The sequence below is a fragment of the Nitrospinota bacterium genome (genome assembly GCA_035528715.1).
In the GTDB taxonomy this organism is placed as follows: Bacteria; JADFOP01; JADFOP01; order DATKYB01; family DATKYB01; genus DATKYB01.
On the sequence record DATKYB010000053.1, the window covers coordinates 1 to 26180 of the forward strand.

General features: G+C 39.3%; 25 protein-coding genes and 1 riboswitch. Of the genes, 5 read left to right on the top strand and 20 right to left on the bottom strand.

Annotated elements, in window-relative coordinates; genetic code table 11:
* From VMW81_04055 to VMW81_04070, 4 genes are all read left to right on the top strand, one after another.
* A partial coding sequence (locus VMW81_04055; GenBank protein HUU50109.1) for a PIG-L deacetylase family protein occupies window positions 1-515 on the top strand: 515 nt, incomplete at its 5' end.
* 12 nt (window positions 516-527) lie between these two features.
* Complete coding sequence (locus tag VMW81_04060) at window positions 528-1580, top strand: DegT/DnrJ/EryC1/StrS aminotransferase family protein (protein ID HUU50110.1); 1053 nt, start codon at window positions 528-530, stop codon at window positions 1578-1580.
* Window positions 1577-2740 (top strand): MraY family glycosyltransferase, encoded by a 1164-nt coding sequence (locus VMW81_04065; protein HUU50111.1) that lies wholly within the window; start codon window positions 1577-1579, stop codon window positions 2738-2740. The genes VMW81_04060 and VMW81_04065 overlap by 4 nt, the downstream gene beginning before the upstream one ends.
* Before the next feature lie 344 nt (window positions 2741-3084).
* Window positions 3085-4038, top strand: coding sequence for an HD domain-containing phosphohydrolase (locus VMW81_04070; protein ID HUU50112.1), 954 nt, complete (start codon window positions 3085-3087; stop codon window positions 4036-4038).
* A 22-nt stretch (window positions 4039-4060) separates the two neighbouring features.
* Here VMW81_04070 and VMW81_04075 read toward each other — a convergent pair whose 3' ends face one another.
* The 6 genes from VMW81_04075 to VMW81_04100 all read right to left on the bottom strand — a co-directional run bounded on the left by VMW81_04075 (window position 4061) and on the right by VMW81_04100 (window position 9504).
* Window positions 4061-5302, bottom strand: a complete 1242-nt coding sequence (locus tag VMW81_04075; protein HUU50113.1) for a pilus assembly PilX N-terminal domain-containing protein — start codon at window positions 5300-5302, stop codon at window positions 4061-4063.
* Window positions 5303-5323: 21 nt separating this feature from the next.
* On the bottom strand, window positions 5324-6646 hold the full coding sequence (locus tag VMW81_04080; GenBank protein ID HUU50114.1) for a pilus assembly PilX N-terminal domain-containing protein: 1323 nt from the start codon (window positions 6644-6646) through the stop codon (window positions 5324-5326).
* A 162-nt stretch (window positions 6647-6808) separates the two neighbouring features.
* A complete protein-coding gene (locus VMW81_04085; protein HUU50115.1) occupies window positions 6809-8044 on the bottom strand; it encodes a pilus assembly PilX N-terminal domain-containing protein in 1236 nt (411 codons plus the stop codon).
* 28 nt (window positions 8045-8072) lie between these two features.
* Window positions 8073-8696 carry a prepilin-type N-terminal cleavage/methylation domain-containing protein gene (locus VMW81_04090; protein ID HUU50116.1) on the bottom strand — a complete coding sequence of 208 codons (624 nt, stop codon included), beginning with the start codon at window positions 8694-8696 and terminating at the stop codon, window positions 8073-8075.
* Entirely contained in the window at window positions 8697-9074 is a 378-nt protein-coding gene (locus VMW81_04095) for a prepilin-type N-terminal cleavage/methylation domain-containing protein (protein ID HUU50117.1), read from the bottom strand.
* Window positions 9075-9078: 4 nt separating this feature from the next.
* Entirely contained in the window at window positions 9079-9504 is a 426-nt protein-coding gene (locus VMW81_04100) for a GspH/FimT family protein (GenBank protein ID HUU50118.1), read from the bottom strand.
* Between the two features lie 63 nt (window positions 9505-9567).
* Window positions 9568-9642: riboswitch (cyclic di-GMP riboswitch) on the bottom strand.
* Window positions 9643-10106: 464 nt separating this feature from the next.
* On the opposite strand from VMW81_04100, the gene VMW81_04105 reads away from it, so the two are divergent.
* A complete protein-coding gene (locus VMW81_04105) occupies window positions 10107-10466 on the top strand; it encodes a response regulator (GenBank protein HUU50119.1) in 360 nt (119 codons plus the stop codon).
* 91 nt (window positions 10467-10557) lie between these two features.
* Here VMW81_04105 and VMW81_04110 read toward each other — a convergent pair whose 3' ends face one another.
* The 14 genes from VMW81_04110 to VMW81_04175 form a co-directional block, all read right to left on the bottom strand.
* Entirely contained in the window at window positions 10558-11781 is a 1224-nt protein-coding gene (locus tag VMW81_04110; GenBank protein ID HUU50120.1) for a pilus assembly PilX N-terminal domain-containing protein, read from the bottom strand.
* A 12-nt stretch (window positions 11782-11793) separates the two neighbouring features.
* Window positions 11794-12423 carry a prepilin-type N-terminal cleavage/methylation domain-containing protein gene (locus VMW81_04115; protein ID HUU50121.1) on the bottom strand — a complete coding sequence of 210 codons (630 nt, stop codon included), beginning with the start codon at window positions 12421-12423 and terminating at the stop codon, window positions 11794-11796.
* 195 nt (window positions 12424-12618) lie between these two features.
* Window positions 12619-13101: a transcriptional regulator NrdR gene (gene nrdR, locus VMW81_04120; protein HUU50122.1), complete on the bottom strand. Its 483-nt coding sequence runs from the start codon at window positions 13099-13101 to the stop codon at window positions 12619-12621.
* The gene (gene glyA / locus VMW81_04125) at window positions 13098-14348 is read right to left on the bottom strand and encodes a serine hydroxymethyltransferase (GenBank protein HUU50123.1); all 1251 of its coding nucleotides are present in this window, start codon (window positions 14346-14348) and stop codon (window positions 13098-13100) included. Before glyA ends, nrdR begins: the two co-directional genes overlap by 4 nt.
* A gap of 15 nt (window positions 14349-14363) precedes the next feature.
* Complete coding sequence (gene rpiB, locus VMW81_04130; protein HUU50124.1) at window positions 14364-14825, bottom strand: ribose 5-phosphate isomerase B; 462 nt, start codon at window positions 14823-14825, stop codon at window positions 14364-14366.
* A gap of 181 nt (window positions 14826-15006) precedes the next feature.
* Window positions 15007-16281 (bottom strand): 3-phosphoshikimate 1-carboxyvinyltransferase, encoded by a 1275-nt coding sequence (aroA, locus tag VMW81_04135; protein HUU50125.1) that lies wholly within the window; start codon window positions 16279-16281, stop codon window positions 15007-15009.
* Window positions 16282-16302: 21 nt separating this feature from the next.
* Window positions 16303-17310 (bottom strand): dTDP-glucose 4,6-dehydratase, encoded by a 1008-nt coding sequence (rfbB, locus tag VMW81_04140; GenBank protein ID HUU50126.1) that lies wholly within the window; start codon window positions 17308-17310, stop codon window positions 16303-16305.
* Between the two features lie 78 nt (window positions 17311-17388).
* The gene (locus VMW81_04145; GenBank protein ID HUU50127.1) at window positions 17389-17844 is read right to left on the bottom strand and encodes a dTDP-4-dehydrorhamnose 3,5-epimerase family protein; all 456 of its coding nucleotides are present in this window, start codon (window positions 17842-17844) and stop codon (window positions 17389-17391) included.
* A 19-nt stretch (window positions 17845-17863) separates the two neighbouring features.
* Complete coding sequence (locus VMW81_04150) at window positions 17864-18928, bottom strand: glucose-1-phosphate thymidylyltransferase (GenBank protein ID HUU50128.1); 1065 nt, start codon at window positions 18926-18928, stop codon at window positions 17864-17866.
* 5 nt (window positions 18929-18933) lie between these two features.
* A complete protein-coding gene (locus VMW81_04155; protein HUU50129.1) occupies window positions 18934-20058 on the bottom strand; it encodes a DegT/DnrJ/EryC1/StrS family aminotransferase in 1125 nt (374 codons plus the stop codon).
* A 72-nt stretch (window positions 20059-20130) separates the two neighbouring features.
* Entirely contained in the window at window positions 20131-22353 is a 2223-nt protein-coding gene (lptD, locus tag VMW81_04160; GenBank protein HUU50130.1) for an LPS assembly protein LptD, read from the bottom strand.
* 4 nt (window positions 22354-22357) lie between these two features.
* Window positions 22358-23662, bottom strand: coding sequence for a folylpolyglutamate synthase/dihydrofolate synthase family protein (locus VMW81_04165; protein HUU50131.1), 1305 nt, complete (start codon window positions 23660-23662; stop codon window positions 22358-22360).
* Between the two features lie 6 nt (window positions 23663-23668).
* Window positions 23669-24517: an acetyl-CoA carboxylase, carboxyltransferase subunit beta gene (gene accD, locus VMW81_04170; GenBank protein HUU50132.1), complete on the bottom strand. Its 849-nt coding sequence runs from the start codon at window positions 24515-24517 to the stop codon at window positions 23669-23671.
* An 82-nt stretch (window positions 24518-24599) separates the two neighbouring features.
* Entirely contained in the window at window positions 24600-26114 is a 1515-nt protein-coding gene (locus VMW81_04175) for a 2-isopropylmalate synthase (protein HUU50133.1), read from the bottom strand.
* Between the last annotated feature and the right edge of the window lie 66 nt (window positions 26115-26180).

A 26180-nucleotide genomic window follows, 5' to 3' on the forward strand; every position in this document is an offset into this window, starting at 1 on the left:
TTATTATGAGCGAAGGAGAAATGGGCGGCAAAGGAAACATCAGAAAGGCTGAGCAAATGAAGTCTGCTAAGATCATCAATGTGAAAAAGGTCTTCTGGGGAGGATTTAAAGACACCAAGATGCAAATAAATAAATATGTGATATCAAAGATTGAAAGAATACTGAGTCAAATAGAGCCAGACTTTATATTTACGCCTTATTTTGATGACACACATCAAGACCATAGAAATTTATCCCGGGCTACTATCTCAGCCACCAGATATATTCGAAATGTGCTTTTTTATGAAGCCCCAACAACACAAAATTTTACTCCAAATGTGTATGTTGATATCAGCACAGTTTTTGATGGAAAAATCTCAACTCTCAAAACCCACGAATCACAGGTAAACAAGACCAATATAGAGGGACTAAATATTATAGAGATTGCTACATCCACCGCAACTTTTAGAGGGGTTCAGGCAAGGGTAAAATATGCTGAGGGCTTTAATTCCCTCCGTTTATTTATTAATATTTAAAGATCTTTATTTATGAAAGAATCTATTATTCCTCACTCAAGACCAACTCTCTCAGAAACAGATATTCAAGTTGTCTCGCAAGTATTGAAATCAGGAAATATTGCTCAGGGAGAGCATGTTGGTAATTTTGAAAAGAGTCTCTCTACGTTTATCGGACATAAGGGAGGCGTGGCTACAAATTCTGGAAGCTCTGCCTTGCATCTGGCCTTACTGGCTCTTAAGATATCAAAAGGCGATGAAGTGGCCCTTCCAAGTTTCGTATGCACCGCACCTCTAAATGCTATTAAATATGTAGGCGCAATGCCTCTTTTGATTGATATAAACCACGAAACAATGAATATGGATTTTGCTAATCTCAAAAGAAAAATAAACCCTGAAACCAAGGCAATCATCCTTCCCCATATGTTCGGGCTGCCTGCAGATCTTGATGAAATCATGGAATTTGACACACCTCTCATAGAAGACTGCGCCCATTCCTTAGGGGCCAAATACGTTGATGAAAGGGTCGGCAGTTTCGGCATCTTATCCATATTCTCATTCTATGCCACAAAGATGATATCGACAGGAGAGGGAGGAATGATAACCTCCGCGTCTTTAGACTTAGTAGAAAATATCAAAGACCTCAGAGAATATGATAAGAAGGAAGAGTGGAAGGTTCGTTATAACTACAAAATGACAGATTTTCAAGCAGCCATGGGTTTAAGCCAAATTTCCAAACTCCCGGAGTTTGTTCAAAAGAGAAGAGCAATAGCGAAACTCTACAACCAAGAATTTAAAGACCTTCCTATTGAGACGCCTAAAGAATATGACGACCGAAGTCATGTCTTTTACAGATATATCATTAAGGTGGATAAAAATCTTCTGGGAATAAGAAAAAGATTAATGGATGAGGGTATTATATGCGAAAGACCTGTTTACAAGCCACTGCACCAATATCTCGATAATACAGAATGTCTCAGCGCACAAAGGACATGGAACAGAAGTCTCTCCATACCAATCTATCCTTCTCTAACAGATAATGAAATTGAAAGAATCATTTCTTCGGTTAAGAAGATATTTTTATGAACCTGAAAACAACCCTTGGAAAGATTTTTTATATCTTAGTCCTGTTGGCTCTTCTCTTTCTGATTTCACCCATTGGAAAGGAACTCTGTTGCCGAACAGGGGTTAGGTGGTTATATATCGTTCTTGTTTCTTTCTCCCTCTCTTATTTTCTCGTTCCCATCATAAGTTATATAGCCTTAAAAAAACAAATCCTAGATTATCCTGATCAAAGAAAAGTTCATAACGCCCCCACACCTCTCCTTGGAGGAATTGCAGTATACGTGGCGTTCTTTTTTGCAATATTTTCCAACTTTATATTCTCTGCGGAGGTCAAAGGAATAATCATAGCTGGAACCATTATACTGATAATAGGGACTTTAGATGATATCAATAGAGGAGGGATTTCTGCAAAAATAAAGCTCGCCGTACAACTACTGGCTGTATTTGTTGTTATAAAATCGGGTGTCTCTCTGATTTTATTTCATGAGACTTCTCTTTTGGGAAAAATGGGAAATATATTTTTGACAATCTTTTGGATTGTGGGGCTTACCAATGCCATGAATTTCTTTGATGGGATGGATGGCCTGGCTACTGGCTTAAGTGCTATTATCGCCTCTTTCTTGGGTATTGTGGCCTTTCAGACAAATCAACCCTTTTTTGGGTGGCTCGCAGGGGGAATTTTTGGAGCATGTCTTGGATTTTTGCCATATAATTTTAAACTCAAAAAACCAGCAAGTATATTTTTAGGAGACTCAGGCAGCACCTTTTTAGGCTTTACCTTAGCATGCCTTGCTATACTTGGAGAATGGTCTGATCTTAACCCTATTGTATCTTTGACTGCTCCTCTCCTTATATTTGGAGTCCTGATTTTTGATATGAGTTATATAACAGTTACGAGACTGCTCACAAATAAAATAAAAAACTTCAATGACTTTATCGAATATGTAGGAAAAGACCATCTCCACCACAGGCTGGAGGCCCTTTTTAGGAGCAAGAACAAAACCGTTATATCGATATATTTTCTAAGCATTGCCTTAGGACTCACAGCCATTGTTCTTCGGTATGCCAGAACTGTCGATGCATTTATCCTCATCCTCCAGGCGATCATTATCCTCTTTATCGTAACAATACTGGAGCGAAGAGGAAATGAATTGGAGCGAAGGGCAAACAGAAGGGGATAAATATAAGGATTCTTTTCAAAAACCGCTAACCCCTTCTCTTTCAGACTATTAATCTCCTATTCCTTTCAATCATCATATCCTCTCCATACCTTTTTCCTGCCCATAAAAAAATATCGCATATCATAAATCATATTTTTACACCACTTCACCCCGTCTCAAACAATCCCACATCATCCATAACTTTCCATAATTCAGTGTATTAAATAGGAGTTATTTTTGTCTTTAGTGCCTTTATTCTTTTAATTTTTAGTTAAAGATAACTTAAAAATTTCCGATAAAATATAAATGGTATAGTAAAAAAATCTTTCAGATCTATAATATCTTTGGATAAAGAATAACCATTTATGAACGATATGAAAAGACATCTCAAGGTTGATAACGAGCTTATCATTGTATTCTTATTAGTAGTCATCATCGGATTAATCTACTTCCTCGTACCTCATCAGAAGGTATTCCTTAATTTCTTCTATATCCCCGTTCTTTTAGGGTCATATCTCTTCGGAAAGAAACACGGAACATACTCTGCTTTTTTATCTGTTCTTATGGTCTTTTCTATAGCCTATTTTATCCCAGAGACATTCACAGATAAAAACAATATCAGTATGAGTCTCTCTAAGTGGTTGGATATTACGACATGGGGTTGTTTTCTTATCATCGTTGGCTACTTAATGGGTGCCCTTTATGAAAAAAAGGAGAAATATAACAGAGAGATCAAAAAGACATATCAGGGAATTATCACCATGCTCTCACTTATCTTAGATTCTGTGGATCAATACACCCAGAACCACTCCATTCGTGTTGCGAAATATTCTGAAAAGATAGCAAAGGAGGCAGGGCTGTCGAACTCTGAGATTGAGGATATAAAAATCGCTTCCCTCCTTCATGACCTTGGGAAGATCGGTGTAAGCGCAGAGATTCTCCATAAGATAGGGAAGCTTTCAGACGAAGAGAAAAAAGAAATAACCGGCCACACAGGAAATGCAAAAGATATATTAGAGCCCATTGGCGGGCGAGTGTTAAGAATTCTTCCCCTCATCATCAACCACCATGAAAGACAGGATGGAAATGGCTATAATGGACTTTTAGGCGATTCTGTTCCCATGGGTGCCAAGATCATCGCTGTGGCAGATGTCTATGATGCCCTCACTGCTGATAGACCCTACAGAAAGGCCCTCTCACCCTTAGAGGTAAAGGAGGAGATTGTTAAAGGCTCGGGCACACACTTCGACCCAGAGGTTGTAAAGTATTTTGAGAATGTCTTCCCAACACTCGAGATAGAGGAGCCTGCCCTTACCTAAAAAATAATAGAAAATAAAATGATTAATACTTCTGAGTAAGAGCTAAAAGCCACGGCGCATCATTCTTAAGGGGATTATTTATTAAATCGCTGTTATAATTAATCTTTGAATCTCCACCTCCAGCAGTAAAAAACCGAGCTGGCTCGAATGCATCATCAGCATTTAAGGGTATGCCGTCCAAACCGTCGATATCAGCAACAATGATGGAACCATTAATCGTCCCAGTCCCAGCCCCATATCTGATAAAATTTCCGCGTCCCACCACTAAAATCACACCATTATAATTAAAGTCTCCTCGAAATGTCAGCGTGTCAGTCACAACCAATATCCCATGACCTGACTTGGAATTGACAGAGTTCGAATCAAAGCTTCCGTCGATAAAGACAACTGATGGGTTATCTTCTGTTCCAAGATTAAAACCAGGGTCACTGGTAGAGGTAAAATCTGCGTGGGCTTTCATAATCTCAAGAATATTGTGGAGGTTCTCGATGCTGTCAAGACCAGCTTGGCTAATGGCGCCAGGGTTCGCTGCGACAGAAGGGATGACCTGTCCCGCACCCTGAATCTGGTCACATCTCGGTTTACAACCATCAGCAACGCTCTGCTCTGCCTGTGCGTTAGACACAATAATAGCAGGAACACTCTCTCCCCCTGCAGTATCATTTCCGTTGATAAAGAATGAATTACTATTACCCGGCTCAAATTGCTGCACACCTGGCCCGAGTAAAACGATGGGAGCTGGAGAGGAAAAAGAGATTTCTGGTTTTTTAATAATCCCCTGAACAATTGATAGGGAACTTGATGGTCCATATCCAAAGGAGGTAATGGTTATCCGGTCATTGGTATCATTGACATTGGTAACCCCATCATCAGCATCATTGGTGAGATATACGGTATAGGAACTGCCTCCAATGGTCTGGCCCGAGTAAATAGGGATATCATCCCCAGGGAAGCTATTGATATCTTTGCTGTTGACCAGCTGATTGTCCCCGCCAGCAGCCTTGATTAGCTCTGTTTTAAAATCCAGACCGCGAAGGTATTCCCTTGCCCGCTCAATACCGGCCTCAGCAGCATAAAAGCTCTCTGTGTTGCTTCGATAATTTATTGTTATCATATTATCGATAAGGCTTGAAGTGACCCCCCATAAACCCAAGAGAGTCAAAGACGCCATTATCATCATTGAGGCAATAAGGGCAACCCCTCTTTTTTGCTTTAAAACCCTTAAAGTAAATTTCTTAGCAATGTTACAAAATGATCTCTTCATTTTTCTATATTTTTCTTTTTATTAAAATTCCTCTCGCCAGGATGAAACCATTAAGCCTGACGAAGGTCCTGTCCTTCCTAAGGACTCATCATAATGGATTCTGGCATTTGAGTTTAATGTTATTCTATTGGCAATCAAAGCACCGTGTATTTCTACATTGCTACTCACAGTAATATCAGAATTCCTTGCATAAAGAGTTCCAAAGTAACCGCCGTTGGATGATAATGAACAATTTGTAAGGCTATCTGTTCCAAAAATGTTCATCTTTGTCGGGTCTTTCGTATTACTATTAATCTTGGCATTGCTGCTCACAGATAAAGAATCTGAAACAAAAATGGTTACGCTTGTAACCCCAGAGCCGACATTCAATTGCGTGTTGCTATTCAGACTGAGAGTACCTGTTGATATGACCACCTCACCACTACCACCAATGGTTAACTGCGAGTTACTGCTAAGGGTTATGGATGAATAACTCCCGCTACCACTTATGATCTGTTGATCGTTACTGCTCAGTGATATCGAACCCATACTCGGAAGACCAGAAGGAGCACTCATCAAAGGTAGCTCTACCGGCTCATTAATCGCTGTTTTTTCTCCTGTAATCTCTGCATTGCTCGATAGGGATATAGCACTGCTAGGATCACCGCCCTCTCCTATAAAGGCATCTCCATATATCTTGGCATTGCTTGAGAGGGAAACTGCAGCTGGGCTTGTAGATGTCCCATTTGTGCCCACATCTCCTTTACTCCCTATATTGCTTCCACCATAAACACCCAGCTTTGAATCGTAGCTATCTGTCTTGGCATTTGAAGAGATGGTTATCCTCTCATCTGCAAATATCCCCATATTAAATATGTAGGCAGGTTTTATGCCGACCCCGATTGTCTTAACAGCATTGCTGTTATTAACCCTCCCTCTTGAGGCAAGGACAATCATCTTATCAGAGTCACTAAAGAGGTCACCATCCCCATCATCATTATCTTTAACCCGAACCTCATACGCTCCGCTCCCAAAGCTAATAGATGGACCTAAACTCAAGATGCCATCATCAGAGGTGTTTGGAACTCCATCGCTCCCAAGCAAAAGATCATCTAAGCTGGTTGTACTGGCCTTTAAGATATTGACCGCATGCTCGATCCCTGCTTCGGCATTATAGAATGCCTGGATATGATCGCGGTAATTGCTTGTTATTTGGTTATCGATGAGGCTTGAAGTAACCGCCCATAAACCCAAGATAGTTAGAGCTGCCATTATCATCATTGAGGCAATAAGGGCAACCCCTCTTTTTTGCTTTAAAACCCTTAAAGTAAATTTCTTAGCAATGTGATAAGAAGACCTCTTCATTGTTTAACCTCATTGAAATAAATCCAAAATTTTTTATAAAGAGGTAATCTATCTAAAACGAGAGTATTTTTCTTTAGTCGAATTTCTTTGAAATCACCGCTATTGTCGCTTCCTTGGCTTAGGCTGGCTGTTTGAGCTATTTTCAATCAGAAAAAAGAGAAATTATTGTCCATACTTCTGCGTAATCGCTATTGTCCTTGGGGTGTCGTTCTGCATAGGATTTCTCGCTACATCACTATTATAAACGAAGCTTGAACTTCCACCTCCACTCGTCACAAATTCTGGTGATTCCCATCTATCATCAGCTGTAAAAGGCGTTCCGTCCCGACCATTGATATCAGCAACAATGATGGAACCTTCAACCGTGCCGGTTCCACCACCTCTTTTATAATATTCTCCCTCTCCCACCACAAGAATCACGCCTTTATAATCAAATTCTCCCCTTACAGTGAGTCTGCCTGTAACGAACAGTATCCCTTGACCAGATTTGGATCCCAGACCAGTATCAAAATCACCATCAATAACCACTATCTCTGGATTAGTTTCAGTCCCAAGATTAAAACCAGGGTCATTCGGATCTGTATAATTTGCACGGGATTTCAGGTCATTATAGAGATCTTGGTAGTACTGAATGCTATCGAGCCCAGCCTGATTGAGGGCCCCTGGATCAGAATCGATGGAAGGGGTTCCACCAGCACCGATGACCTGGTCACACCTCCTCCTACAGGCTCTCTTTGCTTGATACTCCGCCCACCAATTTGACACAGTAACTGCCGTAGCTGGGTCTCCTCCAGCTGCATCATTCCCGTCAACTAACCATGCATTACTCCTCCCCGGTCGAAAAGTTAAGGATGGACCAGGCAGAACAACAGGGCTTACTGGAGTAAAAGAGGCGGTTGGCTGTGCAACAATCGCCTGAACAACGGATGTGGAGCCGTCAGGCCCCGTCCCAAATGCGGTAATGGTAATCCTGCCATTTGTGTCGTTGCTGTTGGTAACGCCGTCTGCAGCATCATTGGTTATATAGACGGCATAGGTGCTGTTCCCGATCGTCTGGCCCGAGTAAATAGGGATATCATCTCCAGGGAAGTTATCGACATTGGTGCTGTTCACCATCTGATTGTCACCACCAGCTGCATTTTGGAGCTCTGTGCTAAAATTCAGACTCTTAAGATATTCCCTTGCCCTCTCCAGGCCAGCCTCTGCAGCGTAGTAGGCCTGGGTGTGATCGCGATAATTGGATGTCACTCGATAATCGATAAGATTCGAGTTAATTCCCCATACACCTAAAACAGCCAGGGATGTGAGTATCATCAGCGAGGCGACAAGAGCCACACCTCTTTGATCTGTTAGGGTTAAAAGAGCCCTTTTTGCGATGATTTTATATAATCTCTTCATATTTTCCCTCATTTTTTCCTCATTTTGATTATAATCCCATATTTCTTAAATTAACCCTTGATGTTAATGTTCTGATCCTAAAACCACCATTTTGACTGAAATAGGGATCGGGATTGCCTGTCCTCACGGTTATTGATATCTCTACAATCCGAACATTTGCTGCACTCACAGGGGATGGCAGGAGATTTCCATTCTGATCGAAGTATTGAAACGTTAAACCCTGGATATTATCAACCAGTATCTGAAACTGTTCACTTGTCGTGCTCCTTCTTTGAATCACAAGACTGCTTGCATCGTATCGATAGGTGATATCTTCGTTTGGCTCGCTTGCGCCAATCACCCCATTCTCATTCACATCTCCTGTGAAAGAGAGAGCCGGGGTCGCCTCATCAATGTTTGTAATCCCCATGCCTCCTGCCTCTGTGGGATCAAATCCAGCCATCCTGATATCCCTTGCCATGATATCCATGGCAGCCCTTACATTCTCCTGCATCTCTACGATCTGATCCTGGGCTATATAGGTCCTGTGCTGGCTCAAAAATATATTAAATATCCCCACGAGAAGAATGCTGGTTACAGCCAGGGCAATCAGGAGCTCGATGAGGCTAAAGCCCCTCTCATTATTTTTTAATTGTAAAATAAAAGTCCTCAATTACTCACTCCTTAGTGTATCGACTGTAAAAGTGCTGGTCCCCCCTTGTCTGTTGGGCCAGCTTACTGTTAAGGTAATTTGTCTTAAGGTCGCGCTGATATTGGTCACAACCCACTGCCTTGTGTAATCACCCGCAGTATCATTTCCACTATTAAGGTTATTAAAAGGGATGTTTTTCAGCTCTTCCATCTTATCCTGAGCAACGGTTGCCGCCTGTGTTACCATGTCATTTGTAGCATTTCCCCTGATAACAGAAAGGGATGTCATCGCCATTGCCAAAAGCGCAATGGAGAGAACCGCCAGGGCAATCAACACCTCAATCAGCGTCATCCCTTTTGAATCGAGTTTAAAAAGTTTAAATCTTATTTTTTTTATCATCGCTTTAATTTATCCTGACTCTTCCTGTTCTAAGGACGACGACATCTCTTGTTGAACCTACTGAATTTCTTAAAGTTATTGTATTATTGTTGGCTAATCCCCTTGAGTTGAACGTCACATTATTAAAGTTGGTTAGGGTAACCCCTGTATAATCATTATTTAAATTCCTCTCTGGAAGAAGGTCTGTCCCATTCGTTAGTTCAACCACGTATCTTTGATTGCTCATATAACTCATCCTTACTGACTCATTTCGAGAAATCGCCATCATTTTCACCAGATTGAGATCTGAGGCAACAGTTCTTGCAGCACCGTTCAGTCTCCATCCCTCAAAGCCAGGAAAGAAATTGACAAGAGCAAGAAGTGCTAATATAGCAATAAGGGAAATAACAATTAGCATCTCCACAAGAGTATATCCACCCTCACCTTTCATCTCTTGCCCCTTTAATAAAAAAGCCTATTCCCTCTCGAAAGAATAGGCTTTTCATTTTTATATCAAGGCAACCCTGCTGCCCAAAAGGGCCAGTGGCTTTGCGTCCTATCCTTTCGGAGTAGTTTGCCTTTATCTGATATAACTTCTTATTATAGTTATATCAAATTACTATCTTTTAAATATTTTGTCAATACCCTGCTCTAGCTTTACCTTTTTCATTCTCTATTTTATGCGATATCCGTGCCAAAGTGTTAGAAAGATTTATATTTTATAATCCTTTTTATTACAAGGAGTTGCAGTTACTTTCTCCTCTCTAAAAAATCTCTTTTTTGTCCGGAAGATTTAAAAAGTAACAACCATAAAATAAAATCCCTTTCATATGGAGATTTTTCATATTAACCTATTGATACTAAAGACATTTAAAGATATTTTTAATATGGTTTAAAATAGACCACCATTGATTCAAAATATACCTCAAAAATCTCAAAAATCAAAAAGAAAAAGAATATTTAAAATAAAAAGGGGAAAGGCTTAAGATATTCTCTTGCAATATCTTAGGCGATTTGTTAATATAAAATATTATTAATTTCACAGAAACCAAAATGAATAATAATAAGATTTTGGTCGTTGATAATGAGCTGGAAATATTAAATGTCCTTCAAGATGTCCTCAATATCTTAGGATACGCACCTGTTGTGGTCACGAGCGGAAAAGATGCCTTAGAAATCTTTGAAAAAGGGAAGTTCTCTTTAGTCATCACTGATATGGTTATGCCAGATATCAATGGGCTTGACCTTCTTAAAGAAATAAAAAAATTAGACTCAAATATTCCGGTAGTTATTATTACTGGTTTTGGTTCAGAAGTTATTGAAGAGGCAATTCAGGCCGGAGCGGATGGATATATCGAAAAGCCTTTTAAAATAGAGGATATTAAGAATATCCTTGAAAAAAACCTGCGATAGACCCTCCCCTTTTTAATCTTTTTTCACATAGTAATTCTTTTAATTTGCTTATAAGCTTACTTATCTTTAACTAAAAAAATAGAGGATGAGATTATTCATATTCATGCTTCTGTGCTATAAGCTGGGGCGGGATATTTGTAGGAGGGTTATTTGCTAATTGACTGTTATAAATGATGTTTGAATTTCCACCGCCTGAAGTTGTGAAAATAGGATTTCCTAAACTATCATCAGCGGTAAAAGGTATATTGTCCGGACCATTGATATCAGCAATGATGATGGAACCTCTAACCGTACCGCTTCCACCTCCATGTCTTATCAAATTTCCCCGTCCCACCACAAGTATCACACCATTATAACTAAAGTTTCCTCGCAAGGTCAGTGTTCCTGTAACAATCAATATCCCATAGCCGGTTCCAGGTCCAGTATTAAGGTCTCCATTGATATAGACAATGCTAGGTTCTTGCTCAGTCCCCAGATTAAAGCCAGTGTCAGATGTTGAGGTATAATCTGCAAATGCTGCCAGATTTTGAATCATACTTTTTAATTGCTGAGGGTCATCCAGACCGGCCTGGCTTAGGGCCACAGGGTCTGCTACGACAGAAGGGCTCACACCGTTGCTTACTATCTGGTCGCATCTGGGATTACAACCATTTCTTACAGAATTCTCTGCAGTCACATTCGACACCGTAACCGTTGGAACATTTGAGCCCCCTGCTGAATCATCCCCGCTGAATTGGAATGCATTGCTATTACCAGGTTCAAAATATACATCTGGTCCCGGCATAACAATAGGACTTGGGGGAGAAAAAGGGAGAGAAAATTTTTTAACGATCCCCTTCACAACGGCCTTCGAATTTCCAGGCCCGTATCCAAAAGAGATGAGGTTTACTTTGCCATTTGTGTCATTGTTGTTCGTAGCTCCATCTGCTGCATCATTTGTTAGATATACGGTATAGGAACAGTTTCCAATCGACTGATTAGATAAAAGAGGGATATCATCTCCAGGAAAGTTATTGATATTGGTACTGTCGACCAGCTGATTGTCTGTACCATCGGCATTCTTTAGCTCTGTATCAAAATTGAGACCAGCAAGAAAATCCCTTGCTCTTTCTACACCAGCCTCTGCAGCGTAGTAGGCCTGTGTATGATCGCGATAATTTATTGTTATCCGATTATCGATCAGGTTTGAAGTGATCCCCCATACACCTAAGATAGCTAGGGATGTCATGATCATCAGCGAAGCGATAAGAGCCACTCCTCTTTGGTCTGAAAGGATCAGAAAAGACCTTCTCAGGATGTACAATAATCTTTTCATCTTTTTATCTCATTAAGGTGAAAACCCAAGATTTCTTAGATTGACTTTTGATGTTAATGTTCTCGTTCTAAAGCCACTATTTTGGCTATAATAAGGGTCTGGGTTGCTTGCTCTTGATGTTATCGATATCTCTACGATCCGAACATTTGCTGCACTCACAGGGGATGGCAGGAGATTTCCATTCTCATCAAAGTATCGAAAGTTCAAGCTCTGGATATTGCTAACCAGAGGAAGGAGGTTATCATTTGTCGTACTTTTTCTTCTAATCACAAGATTATTTGCATCGTATCGATAGGTAATATCTTCGTTCGACTCACTTGCACCAATAACTCCATTCTCATTAATATCTGCTGTAAATGATAGGGAAGGGATCGCTTCATCAATGTTCGTTATCCCCATCCCCCCTGCCTCTGTGGGATCGTATCCAGCCATTCTGATATCCCTTAACATGATATCCAGGGCAGCCCTTACATTCTCCTGCATCTCTACGATCTGATCCTGTGCCATATAGGTCCTGTGCTGGCTCAAAAATATATTAAATATCCCAACGAGAAGGATGCTGGTTACAGCCAGGGCAATCAGGAGCTCTATGAGGCTCAAGCCCCTCTCACTCCTCTTTATCTCTGAAACAAAACTTCTCAATCATTCACCCCAAAATTTTAATGATTGTAAAAGTTCTGAATTCGTAATCAATATTAGATAAATATTTGGATTTTTGTCAAGATTATATTTAAGATTATTTATTTAAGGAAAGAGTTGATATTTGTTATGGTCTGTTATTTTGGGAACTCACCGACAATAGATAGCAAAAAGGGATATTAAGACACTATCAAAAATCTAAGATAGATCCTCTTCTTTATCTCTCTTTTTTTCATCAAGGAGTTCCTTTAACTCACTCATGAACTCATTGATATCTCTGAATTGTCTATATACCGAGGCAAACCTAACATAGGCCACTTCATCGAGTTCGTGAAGCTCCCTCATTATCTTTTCCCCGATAATTCCACTTGGTATCTCCTTATCACCTATCTCTAAGAGAGATTTTTCAATCCTGCTTATCAATTCTTCCATCGTGGTAAGGCTAATAGGCCTCTTTTCACAGGCCTTTTTAATTCCTGTTAAGATCTTTTCCCTGTCAAAGGGCTCTCTTCTTCCGTCTTTCTTAATAACAAAGGGGAGGTGTTCTTCGATTTTCTCATAAGTGGTAAATCTTCTTCCACACTCAAAGCACTCCCTTCTTCGTCTTATCACATCTAATTCTTTTGTTAGACGAGAGTCTACGACCTTGTTCTCCTTGAATCCGCATCCAGGACACTTCATATATTCAATCTCTCAGAATAAAGAGGAAACTTAAGGCAGAGCTCCTTGACTTTGTCTCTGACCTTTTTTTGGGTTTCCTTGTTATCAATATGTTCCAAAACCTCTTTAATAAAATCTCCAATAAGCTCCATCTCTTTTTCCCTCATTCCTCTTGTCGTAACCGCTGGAGTCCCTATCCTTATCCCACTGGTTACAAAGGGGCTTCTGGTCTCAAAAGGAATCGTATTTTTATTTACGGTTATTCCAGAAACATCAAGGGCCTCCTCGGCCTGCTTTCCTGTAAGGCCTGTATCCGTAAGATCTACAAGCATAAGGTGAGTATCTGTTCCTCCACTAACCAATCTCAAACCCTTTTCCGTTAACCGATTGGCCAGTGTCTTTGCGTTGTTTATGATCTGTTTCTGATATTCGTTAAATTCCTCTGTTAAGGCCTCCTTAAAGGCAACAGCCTTTGCTGCGATAACATGCATCAAAGGACCTCCCTGCGAACCAGGAAAGATGTTCTTATTGATGAGTGGTCCAAATTTTTCCTTACACATGATCATTCCGCCCCTTGGGCCTCGAAGGGTCTTATGGGTTGTGGTGGTTACGAATTCTGAATGGGGAATGGGGCTTGGATGGAGTTTGGCAGCAATAAGGCCTGCAATATGAGCAATATCAACCATGATTAAGGTCTCAACCTTGTCTGCAATCCTTCTAAATGCCTCAAAATCGATTATCCTCGGATAGGCACTTCCTCCAACAACGATAAGCTTCGGTCTGTGCTGTTGGGCAAGGTTTTCTACTTCTTCAAAATCAATGGTCTCTGTATCCTTTCTTACACCATAAGATACGACCTTAAACATTCTCCCTGAGTAATTCACAGGGCTTCCATGCGTCAGGTGCCCTCCGTGTGAGAGGTTCATGCCCATGAAGGTATCGCCTGGTTCCAAAACAGCGTTATATACAGCAATATTGGCCTGAGTCCCTGAGTGAGGCTGGACATTGACCCATTCCGCACCAAAAAGCTCCTTCGCTCTTGAAATAGCAAGGTTTTCTGCGATATCTACAAATTCACAACCCCCATAATACCTCTTTCCTGGATAGCCCTCAGCATACTTATTTGTCATTACACTCCCTGCAGCTTCCAATACAGCCTCGCTGACGAAGTTTTCAGATGCAATCAGCTCCAGCTTATAAGCCTGTCTTTCTGTCTCTAATTTTATTGCTTCAGCTATCTCTGGATCTACATCTATCAACCGTTTCATTCTGATCATATCCTCCTAAGATAACGATTTTCTAATCCTTTCCTCAATCTCCATAAGTTTATCTAATCTTCTCTTATGTCTCCCTCCTGCAAATTCGGTATTTAACCAGGTCTTCACAATCTCTTTAGCCTGTTCTATATCTGTTACTCTTCCTCCTAAGGTCAGGATATTCGAATCATTATGTTCTCTGCTCATTTTTGCTGTATAAATATCATGGCATAGCCCAGCTCTTACATTGGGAAACTTATTTGCAACCATTGACATCCCAATCCCTGTCCCGCATACCAGAATACCCCTTTTTACTTCTCCCTTGGAAACCGAAGATGCAACCTTCTCCGCATAATCAGGATAATCTACGGATTCATCATCCTTAGTTCCAAAATCAATGCAGCCAAATCCTTCTCTATCTAAAAACCTCTTTATTGCCTCTTTTAATTCAAAACCACCATGATCCGAGGCAATTGCAATATTCTCCATATTTCAACTATATATTGTATTTCCTAAAAAATTTTAAACTATATTTTGTGCATCACCGAGAATTGATACTAATTGAAGGTATGATTTTTGTCAAGTAAATTATCCTTTTATACGGAATAAACAAGGAAAAAGGAGAAGGATTAACTCGTCAAAAAATCTAGAGGGAAAATAAGTTTATCAGTTAATCGTCTATCAGACTCATATCCGCACCAAGATTCTTCATAAGAGTAATAAAATTTGGAAAGGTTATCTTTATGGCCTCAGCAGTGCTGATTTCAGTCACACCCTCTGCTACCAAACCTGCTATAGCCAAACCCATCACAACTCGATGGTCTGAGTGACCATGAACTTTTGTCCCTTTTAATGGACTCTTTTTTATGATTAATCCATCAGGCATCTCCTCAATTTGAGCCCCCATCTTTTCTAGCTCTTTCTTCATAACCGCAATCCTATCTGTCTCTTTAATCCTCGCTTGAGAAACATTCTTTAAGACGGTTTTCCCTTCTGCAATACAAGCTGTTACTGCAAGGGATGGGAGCGCATCTGGAATATTACTCAGGTCAAATTCTCCACCTTGTAATGGACTTCCCCCTCTTACCTCTATCAATTGTGGAGCGATATCAATAGAAGCTCCTAAATCTCTCAATACATCTATAACCTTTTTATCTCCCTGAGGGTCACTCATATTAAGACCCTCTAGTTGAATATGAGAATCTGACAGAGAACCCGCACAGAAAAAAAAGGTAGCAGAGGAAAAATCACCTGACATTTCTTCCTGAAACGGTTTGTATGATTGTCCACCCTTTATTTCAAATTCTTCAAAATCTCTATTTTTATACTCTATCCCTCTCCTGTCCAACCAACTTAAAGTCATCTCAACATATGGCCTTTCCCTAAGATTGGAAACACATATCTTAGAATCCCTATCAGCTAAGGGAGAGCTAATAAGGAGGGAACTGAGAAACTGCGATGTTACTCCATCTACCTCAGTCACACCCCCTTTCATTCTTCCTCGAACAACAACGGGAAGCTGGCCACCCTCCCCTGTGGAAAAGACACGAGCGCCTAAATTATTCAATGCATTGATCAACGACTGCATCGGTCTTTTTCTCGTCTGCTCATCACCTGTGAAAACAGAATAGCCCTCGCACAGAGATGCCATCCCTAGCCCTAGCCTGCAGCTTGTTCCTGAGTTTCTAATATCAATAATATTTTGTGGTACTTTGAGATCCCGCCCCCCTCCTTTGACAATCCAATGAGTTCCCATCTCAATCTTCGCACCAAAAGCCCGACACATCTTTACACAAGAAAAGGTATCTGAGGATTCCAGGGGATTTTTGATTTGAGATTCTCCAGAAGCTAGCGACCCAATAATTAAAGCCCTGATGGTTTGTGATTTTGAAGAGGGTATTCTAATTCTTCCCTTTAGGCTAGATTTTTTTACGATCAGTTTCAAATATCTCTCCTTTAACCAGACCTAAAGACCTTTATACATTCTTTTATAATACTCCATATATTCTCCGCTCTTGATCTTCTTCCACCACCATTCATGATTCACATACCATTTAATGGTCTTCTCCAAAGCCTCTGAAAAGCCTGTGGCAGAATCCCATTTGAGCCGATTTTTTATCTTCCTCGTATCTACGGCATGACGCCTCACATGTCCTGGTCTGTCTTTAACAAATTTAATAAGAGATTTTGGCTTATGAAGAATGACTAAAATCATCTCAGCGATATCTAATATGCTTTTTTCAATCCCTGAACCGATATTAAAAACCTCTCCTTCAACCCCTTTACTATGAAGAGTTACATCCAATGCCTGACAGTGGTCCTCTACATAGATCCAGTCCCTAGTATTTTCGCCATCACCATATACAGGAAGGGGCTTATTCTCTAGTGCATTTGTAACAAACAGGGGGATCATTTTTTCTGGATATTGGTTTGGACCATAATTGTTGGTGCATCTTGTAATGACTACAGGAAGATTATATGTTGCCCAGTAAGAAAAAACGAGTCTGTCGGCTCCTGCCTTGCTTGCCGCATATGGACTTTTTGGCATCAGGGGGTCTGTTTCTAAGCATGGTTCGTCAATAGCTTCTCCATACACCTCATCAGTTGAAATCTGGATAAATCGATCTATCTTGTACTTTCTTGCCATCTCCAGAAGAACATACGTTCCATATACGTCTGTCATAATGAATTGAGATGGATCCCCTATTGATCTGTCAACATGGCTTTCAGCAGCAAAATTGATGATAACATTGATATCTTTTCCTATCTTATTTACGAGCTTTTCGTCTGTAATATCTCCTTTGATAAATTGATAATTTTTAAAATTCTCGATATCTTTTAGGTTGTCAAGATTTCCGGCATAGGTGAGTTTGTCCAGATTGACAACAAAATATTCAGGGTATTTATTAAGAAAATACCTTACAAAATTGCTACCTATGAAACCTGCACCGCCTGTAACAAGAACCCCTTTCAATCTTCCTCCGCAAAAAAAGTCATGTTTAGAAAAATCTTTATCTGAGATTACCTCTTTCTTTACAAGATAACCTCACATCTAACCATCCCTGTCAGCCCAATCATATGGAATGTCATTTTTATGGGGATCTATCCTAAACTCATCAGGGTCTTCATAATTATAGACCTCTGAAGGACAGTTAATAACAATGGCTTCTGTTTCACTTATACATTTAAATCCATGGATAACCTCTTTTGGAACTGAAATAAGCAGAGGATTATAATCCCCCATGAAGAACTCATTGACTTCACCATATGTAGAAGAGCCTTTACGATTATCATAAAGGACCACTTTCATCATTCCCTTTACAACGGCAAAATTATCAGTCTGTTTTTTATGATAGTGCCATCCCTTAACCACACCAGGATATGCAGCAGTCATATAGACCTGGCCAAACTTTACAAATAGGTCATCATCCGCTCTTAAGATCTCCATAAGTCTTCCCCTTGTATCAGGCATGACTTTCAATTTTTTAATCTTAACCCCTTCTATCATAGGATTTCCTTTATATAAATTATATGAGCCCTATTTCGCTATAATCTCCCAACATGAGACGATAGACCTCTGGTTTATGCGGTAACTTAGATACCTTGACATTTTTACCTATTAAGCTGTCGGCAATTCTTATCTTGACATTTAAAATTGAACTCGATTCCAAGACAATGCTATGCTCAACTTCAGTATTTTCGATGATGACATCCTTGCCAATAGAGGTAAATGGTCCTACATAAGAGTTTATGATCTTAGACCCAGCCCCTATAATCGCTGGCCCTCTGATAATACTATGGGTAACTGATGACCCTTCTTCTAATACTACCTTAAAATCGATATGGGAGTCTTTATCAACCTCTCCTTTTATATCGGTCTTCAATGTATCTAAAATGATTCGATTAGCCTCTAGCATATCCTCGAGCTTCCCCGTATCCTTCCACCATCCATTAATGATATGGGATTGAACGTTAAAGCCATTGTCAATAAGGTATTGAATGGAATCAGTAATTTCTAATTCCTTTCTCCGTGAGGGTTTTATATTTTTGACAGCCTCAAAAATAGTATGATCAAACATATATACCCCCACCAAGGCTAAATTGCTCTTAGGTTTCTTTGGTTTTTCCTCCAGGTTGATGACCCTTCCTTCTGAAAGCTCTGCCACTCCAAATTGATGGGGATTGGGAACCTCAGCCAACAAAACCTGCGCATTTGGCTTATGGGATAAGAATTCATTAACAAAATCCTTTATCCCATATTTGATAAGATTATCGCCTAAATACACGACAAAAGGTGATCGATTAATAAATTCTTCAGCAATAAGAACGGCATGGGCAATCCCAAGGGGACTCTCTTGCTCAATATAGGTAACTTTAACATCCCATTTCGAACCATCCCCAACGGCATCCATTATCTCTTTTTTAGTATCGCCTACAATAATCCCAATATCCTTAATACCAGCATCCCTGATAGCCTCTATTCCATAAAAAAGAACGGGCTTATTGGCTACAGGAACCAGTTGTTTTGCCTGGGTGTGAGTTATGGGTCTAAGTCGCGTTCCTTTTCCACCGCTTAGAATAAGTCCTTTCATTTTTATCAGCTCTCCTCTTCAATAAATCTTTTTATTGCTTGAGAAACCTTCTTAGCATTATCCTTCTCTAATTCAGGGTACATAGGAAGTGATAAAACTTCTCTTGTTGCTCTATAACATTCTGGCAAATCATCTTCTCTGTATCCTAAATCTTTATAAATTCTCTGCCCAGGAATAGGCAAGGGATAATAGACCATGGTTGAAATATTCTGATCTGCAAGGTACTTCTTGCACTGATCCCTCTCTTTAAGCCTTATGGTATACTGATGATAAACATGCTTAAAGCCGTCTTCCTCATAGGGAAGAGCAATATCGAGATCTTTTAATAGGTCGTTATACAAATGGGCTCTCTCTCTTCTCATATTGTTCCAACGATCTACTCGCTTAAGCTTTACCCTTAATATGGCAGCTTGTATCTCATCCAATCGACTATTATAGCCCAAAGTGGAATGAAAATATTTATCTTTACTGCCATGAACCCTTAGCATTCTTACCTTCTTTGCTATCTCAAGATTATTTGTTACTACCATACCCCCATCACCATAACCCCCAAGGTTTTTTGTAGGGAAGAAACTAAAACACCCCGCATCACCAATCGCTCCAACTTTTTTACTTTTATATTCTGAGCCAAAGGCCTGAGCCGCATCTTCGATAACATGAATTTGATACTTCTTTGCAATTCTTAAAATGGCATCCATATCTACGGGATACCCAAAGATATGGACCGGAATAATCGCCTTCGTTCTTTTTGTAATCTTTTCTTCTATCTTATGAAAATCAATATTAAAAGTTCTTGGGTCTATATCTACAAATACGGGGGTTGCCTGACAGTAGGTAATGGCTTCTGCTATTGCAATAAAACTAAAAGGGGTTGTAATCACTTCATCCCCTTTTTTTATATTACAGGCGAGAAGGGCGAGGTGTAAAGCATCCGTACAAGAGGCAACTCCAATACCATATTTCACCCCGCAATAAGCAGCTACCTCTTCTTCAAAAGAAGAAACCTCTGGTCCAAGAACAAAATGCCCTTTGGACAAGACACCAGCAAGGATACTATCGATCTCTTCCTTTATCTCTCTATACTGTTCTGTTAAATCAAAAGATTTAATTTCTCTGTTTTTACCTAACAAAAATAGTCCTTTTCTAAATTAAAAAATGAAATTACTATCTTTTATAGATATTGTCAATATGTATTCATTATCCTATCTTCCAAGCCTTTCAAAACTACCTAAACCTCTTTGAAGAGTAGACAGACTAAATCCTTTCCCTATTTCTCCAATCCCTACTAAGCTAACCAAAAAGAAAAACTGAGTCTCATCAGGCCTGTCAAGTAAATTGAACTCTAATGCCCAACATTGAGATTTATATTTGGCCCTGAAATAGTTCTCATCGGTTTTATTATCCAGGTCATCATATCTGATATTATACTCAAACTCCCATTTTTTGAAATAATCAGTTCCAACCCCACCAATATAATATCTGGTATCTGTAATGCCTGTGAGGGCATCTTGAGAAAACCTTGTTTCTAAATCAACATAACCCAAATCTTTTAAACTATATCGAAACACACTGTTTACAGTAGAGAACTTATCGCCTTCTATATTATAATTAGTGTCCACATTAAATTCTAAGTTTCTAAAAATATTTGTGTCCAAACTTAAAGTGATACCAGAAAACGCTCTTTTCCAAGGAACATCAGTATCTCTCGCTACATTAATACTATAACTATTAGATATGACGAATTTTAGAATCTGTCTGGTTTCAAACTCTCCTTCCCCTAATTCTTCTTTTGCCAGTATTCGATTCGTCAAAGAATAAGTGGCACTATTTTGGGGACCAAAAGAGTCGACACTATCAAAGACATTGATATCATCGTTTATCTCATCATCAGAATCGGATATATAATCATAGGATACTGTCGGTTCGATGAGATGTTTTACCTTAACAATATCACCGATATTCGCATTAAAGATATTATAATATGTAGGTCCTTGAAAGGTCGTCCCTGCAACAAAAAACTCCCTCGTTGCTTCCTTACTCGTCTCTCTCTGCTCTGAATAGGCAGTCTCCCTAAAACCAACTTTTGGAGTAATCGTAAACCAAGGTAATTTCGTTAAGGGAAGGGAAATCTGAGGAAAGAAATCACCTCTAAAAACTTCGGTTTTATTATTATCCTTGTCTTGAAAGAAGTTTACAACTGATGAATCCATTTTTAAAAACAAGGGGGTATTTTTTATTTTCTCGTCAGAAATCGTAAAGGTCAAACTTGGCAACCTTCCAAAGATATCATCTGGTCCTTCTTGAAGGCCCTCTATACGCTCTGTAATAAACTCCAAAGAGCGGGTCTCCCAGTTCTTTGTCAATGATAAAAAGCTCCTAGCATCTCTTCTCGATCTGAGCTCAAGATCATTCATAAATTCTCTACTAAAGTTCTCACCTTGGTTCTCAATATCGATTTGCAATAATCCTTTGACATCATGCTTAAATATTTGTTCATGGTCCAGCTTCGCAATATAATATTCCTTACCTGTAGAGGTCTTTTGCCCTGAACCATCCGTACCATCAAAGAGTATTGAATTCTGTTCTATACTTTGATTAAAAAATTCCCCGTCCTTGAGATAGGCACCATCAAACTGTCCAAAGGTATCCTCGCTCAGCATGTATCGGAATTGGAAATTGTATCGCGTCCCCCGGCGTCTGAGATAGTCCAAACCAATGGTGGCATCCATATAATCATTAATTGCCCAGAAAAAGAGATTATTCAGAAAAAAACCATCTTGATTACTGGAACCTATCTCTGGGAAAAGAAAGCCTGTTGACCTTTTTGTCTTTATTGGTACAATCGCGTATGGAAAATAGAGGATGGGAAAACCGAGGATATGAAAAGAAGGATGTTGAAGCTTGGCAAATTGTTCTATCTGAACATTAGATGTCTTCGATTTGAACTCCCACGGAACCCTATCTTCAGGACAGTCTCTTTTACACGAAGTAATCTTTCCTTGTTGGATTCTCAATCGATCTTCTGCTATCCTTTCAACCATATCACCAGAAAAATAAAAGAAAGGAGCTGCAAATCCAGAAGCATCAAACATAATTCCTCTTTCAGTATAGATATTGAACAAAAACTTTTTTCCTGAAATTCTGCTCCCTTTTCCCTCGACAAGGACATTCCCTATAGCGATACCATCACCCGTCTTTGTATTTATCTCTATCCTATCCCCCAATAATTTTATTTCTTCATATCGAACATCTACTGAGCCTTTTCCTATAATGAGATTTTCTACTTTTTTATAAACGATCTCATCGGCAATGATATTTGTTTGTTTATCATCCCCAAAGGTTTTAGATGGAAGTAAAAGAGCTGTCAAAAAAAATAGAATGAAGATATATGACCTAAATCTTTTCAGAATAAATCTCCCAAACATTAGCTCAACCGGAATTGACAGAAACTGATTCTAATATTTGCAATGCCTCTGAAACAAGATACAGGGAACCAATAATACATATGATATCCTTCTCGCTAGCCCTAGATAGTGTATGATCAATGGCTGCTCCTACATTTTTGATAACCAATACCTCTTTCTTATATCTTTTGAATTCACTTAACATAATCTCTGGATCAAGAGCCCTCTCAACATTTGGCTTGACCAGAATGAGGCTATCAGCGTGAGGAATAATACATTCCCCCATTTTTGAAAAATCTTTGTCACTCATGACACCAAATATTACAAATAACCGATCATAGGTAAAAAGCTGAACAAAACTCTCCATAAAAGATTTTATGCCGGAAGGATTATGAGCTCCATCACAGATGACGATAGGATTTCTCTTTGAAACATCAAACCTTCCTCTCCAACGCACATCCCTCAAGCCTCTTTTAATATCCTCTTCTCCAATCTCCCAACCCAAATCGTTTAATATCACAGAAGTTTTGATGGCACAAGCTGCATTATCAACCTGATACTCCCCTGCTAAAGGAATCTCTATACTCTCAAATAAATTATCTTCATCCTTAAAACGAAATCTTGTTCTCGTTATCTCAAAAGAATCTGTTCTGACTTCAAAATCCCTGTCGATGGCAAACATCTGGGCATTTAAAGAATGACATATTTTTTTCATTATAGATAAAATCTCGGGCTCTCTGATAGCAGTAACTAAAATTCCTTCTTTTTTAATAATTCCTCCCTTTTCAGTAGCAATCTTTCTCAAATCTTTTCCAAGATAATCTGTATGCTCATACTCAATATTGGTAATGATAGAAACTTTAGGATGTATTAAATTTGTAGCATCAAATCTTCCTCCCATTCCAACCTCGATTACTGCCCAATCTACCTTTTGATCAAAAAAGTACCTTAGGGCCATGGCCGTTAAAAACTCAAAAAATGTCACCTCCAAGTCTTGGGGAATCACATCTTTAACCTTCTTAAATAGACCAATAAATTCTTCTTTGGGAATGGGAGTATTATTAATCTGAATCCTCTCTAGTATGCTAAAGAGGTGAGGAGAGGTAAAGAGACCGACTTTATATCCTTTGGCATTTAATATATTATAAATAAAGGCAGCGGTAGAGCCTTTTCCATTTGTTCCCCCAACATGAATAGCATTAATATATTTCTGGGGTTCTCCTAATTCAGATAAAAGACTGGAAATATTCTCGAGACCAAGCCTTATGCCAAATCTCTTGAGTCCATATAAATTGTCGAGGATGGCTTGAAAAGAACTTCCCTTATGCATCCTTTTTTATTCATCCTTGAAAAAGTCGAGTAACTTTTCTAAAGTTGATTTTAAATTCTTTCTCATTACCACCATATCTACCATACCATGCTCTAACAAAAATTCTGCCCTCTGAAAGCCCTCGGGAAGTTTCTGTTTAATCGTCTGTTCAATAACTCTTGGCCCTGCGAATCCAATCAAGGCTCCTGGCTCAGCAATATTGATATCCCCCAGCATGGCAAAGCTTGCTGTAACTCCGCCTGTTGTCGGATCGGCTAATATCGATATATAGGGTATCTTGGCATTGGAAAGTTTAGCTAATGCTGCGCTTGTTTTGGCCATCTGCATGAGAGAAAGAATACCCTCTTGCATTCTCGCTCCACCAGAACAAGAAATAATAATTAATGAAGATTTCTTCTTTAGTGCTCTTTCAATACTCCTTGTAATCTTCTCTCCTACTGCTGATGCCATGCTGCCCCCCAGAAATCCAAAATCTAAAACGCACAGCTGCACTAAAGAATTATTTAATTTCCCTTCGCCACATAAAACAGCTTCTTTTATACCGAGCTTCTTGATCGAATCCTTGATTCTGTCTTTATATTTCTTTGAATCCTTAAATTTAAGGGGATCGACAGAGGTCAAGCCTGAATCATATTCAGAAAAACTTCCATCGTCTAATAAGAGTAAAACCCAATCTCGAGCCCCTAATTTATAATGATGATTACACTTAGGACAAATATTTAAGTTATTGACAATATCTTTTTTATAAACAATCTCTTTACATTTTTCGCATTTAACCCATAACCCTTCGGGTATTTGAATTTTCTTTGTTCTAATCTTAACTTTTGGTTTTTTCAGCTTTTTAAGCCACTCCATTTCCAACCCTTATACACTAATTTCAGAATTTTTTAAAAAGACAGGCAAGGAAAAACACACCGTTATTTTTGAATAAGAAACTCTATTTTTTCTGCCTGTAAGCAACCTTATTCACGGCATTCAAATAGGCTTTAGTACTGGCCTCTATAACATCTGTACTCGCACCAACACCTGTAACGATCTCTCCATTAAACTGAACTTTTATAACAACTTCACCTAAAGCATCCTTTCCCCCTGTAACTGCTCTTATATTATAAGAAACAAGTTTTCCAGGTATTTTTGTTATGCGATCAATCGCCTGATAAGAAGCATCTACTGGTCCATCTCCTATAGCTGCATCTTGGTATATCTCATTATCCTTTTTCAATTTTACAGTAGCCGTAGGAACAGTCTGGTTGCCCGTGCTTGCCTGGATATAAATCAACTCGAAGGTCTGGGGAAAGGTCGCAATTTCGTCTTGAACGATAGTCTCTAAATCCTCATCGAATATCTCTTTTTTCATATCTGCCAGTCTTTTGAAGCGAATAAAGGCTTTTTCTAAATCATCAGGATGCAAATCAAAACCCAATTCCTTTAGTCGATTAGAAAACGCATGTCTTCCAGAGTGCTTCCCTAACACCAAATTGCTCTTAGTCAATCCGATAGATTCAGGAGTCATTATCTCATAGGTCGTTCTCTCTTTTAAAACACCATCTTGATGGATTCCTGCTTCATGAGCAAAGGCATTCTGTCCAACAATGGCCTTATTCGGCTGGACAGACACCCCTGTAATATTGGTTAGGAGCCGGCTGGTCTTATAGATTTCTTCTGTTTTTACTGTGGTATAATGTTTTAAATGGTCTTTTCTTGTCTTGATTGTCATGACAATCTCTTCTAAGGAAGCATTTCCAGCTCTCTCGCCAATTCCATTAATTGTACACTCTACCTGTCTTGCCCCATTCTCTATAGCTGCAATGGAATTTGCAACAGCTAATCCTAGGTCATTGTGACAGTGGACACTGACTCTCGCTTTACTAATGTTTGGCACCTTATCCATTATACATTTAATTAAGGCACCAAATTCATAGGGAATCGCATATCCTACAGTATCTGGAATATTGACAGTACCCGCCCCAGCATCGATAACTGATTCTACTATCTTACACAAAAAATCTAAATCGCTTCTTGCCGCATCCTCAGTAGAAAACTCGACATCATTAGTTAGGGTCTTGGCATAACCAACAGCTTCAACAGCCTCTTTAAGAACCTCTTCCCTCGTCTTTTTTAATTTGTATTCGAGATGGATATCTGATGTGGCTACAAAGGTATGTATCCGAGCTCTTTCAGCATATTGAAGGGCTTCCCATGCTCTGTCGATATCCTTTTTCTTTACTCGACACAAACCAGCAATTATGGGACCCTTTACTGTCTTTGAGACCTCCCTTACCGCTTCAAAATCTCCCTCTGAAGCGATAGGAAACCCTGCCTCAATAATATCAACTTTTAATTTTGCCAGCTGTAAGGCTAGATTAATCTTTTCATCTATATTCATACTAAATCCTGGTGCCTGTTCTCCATCTCTTAAAGTCGTGTCAAAAATATATATCTTGTCACTCATATTATTTCCTCCTGTAATTTATTTTTTTATCCTACAGTAACAAACTGTTTGTTAAATTATTAAGCT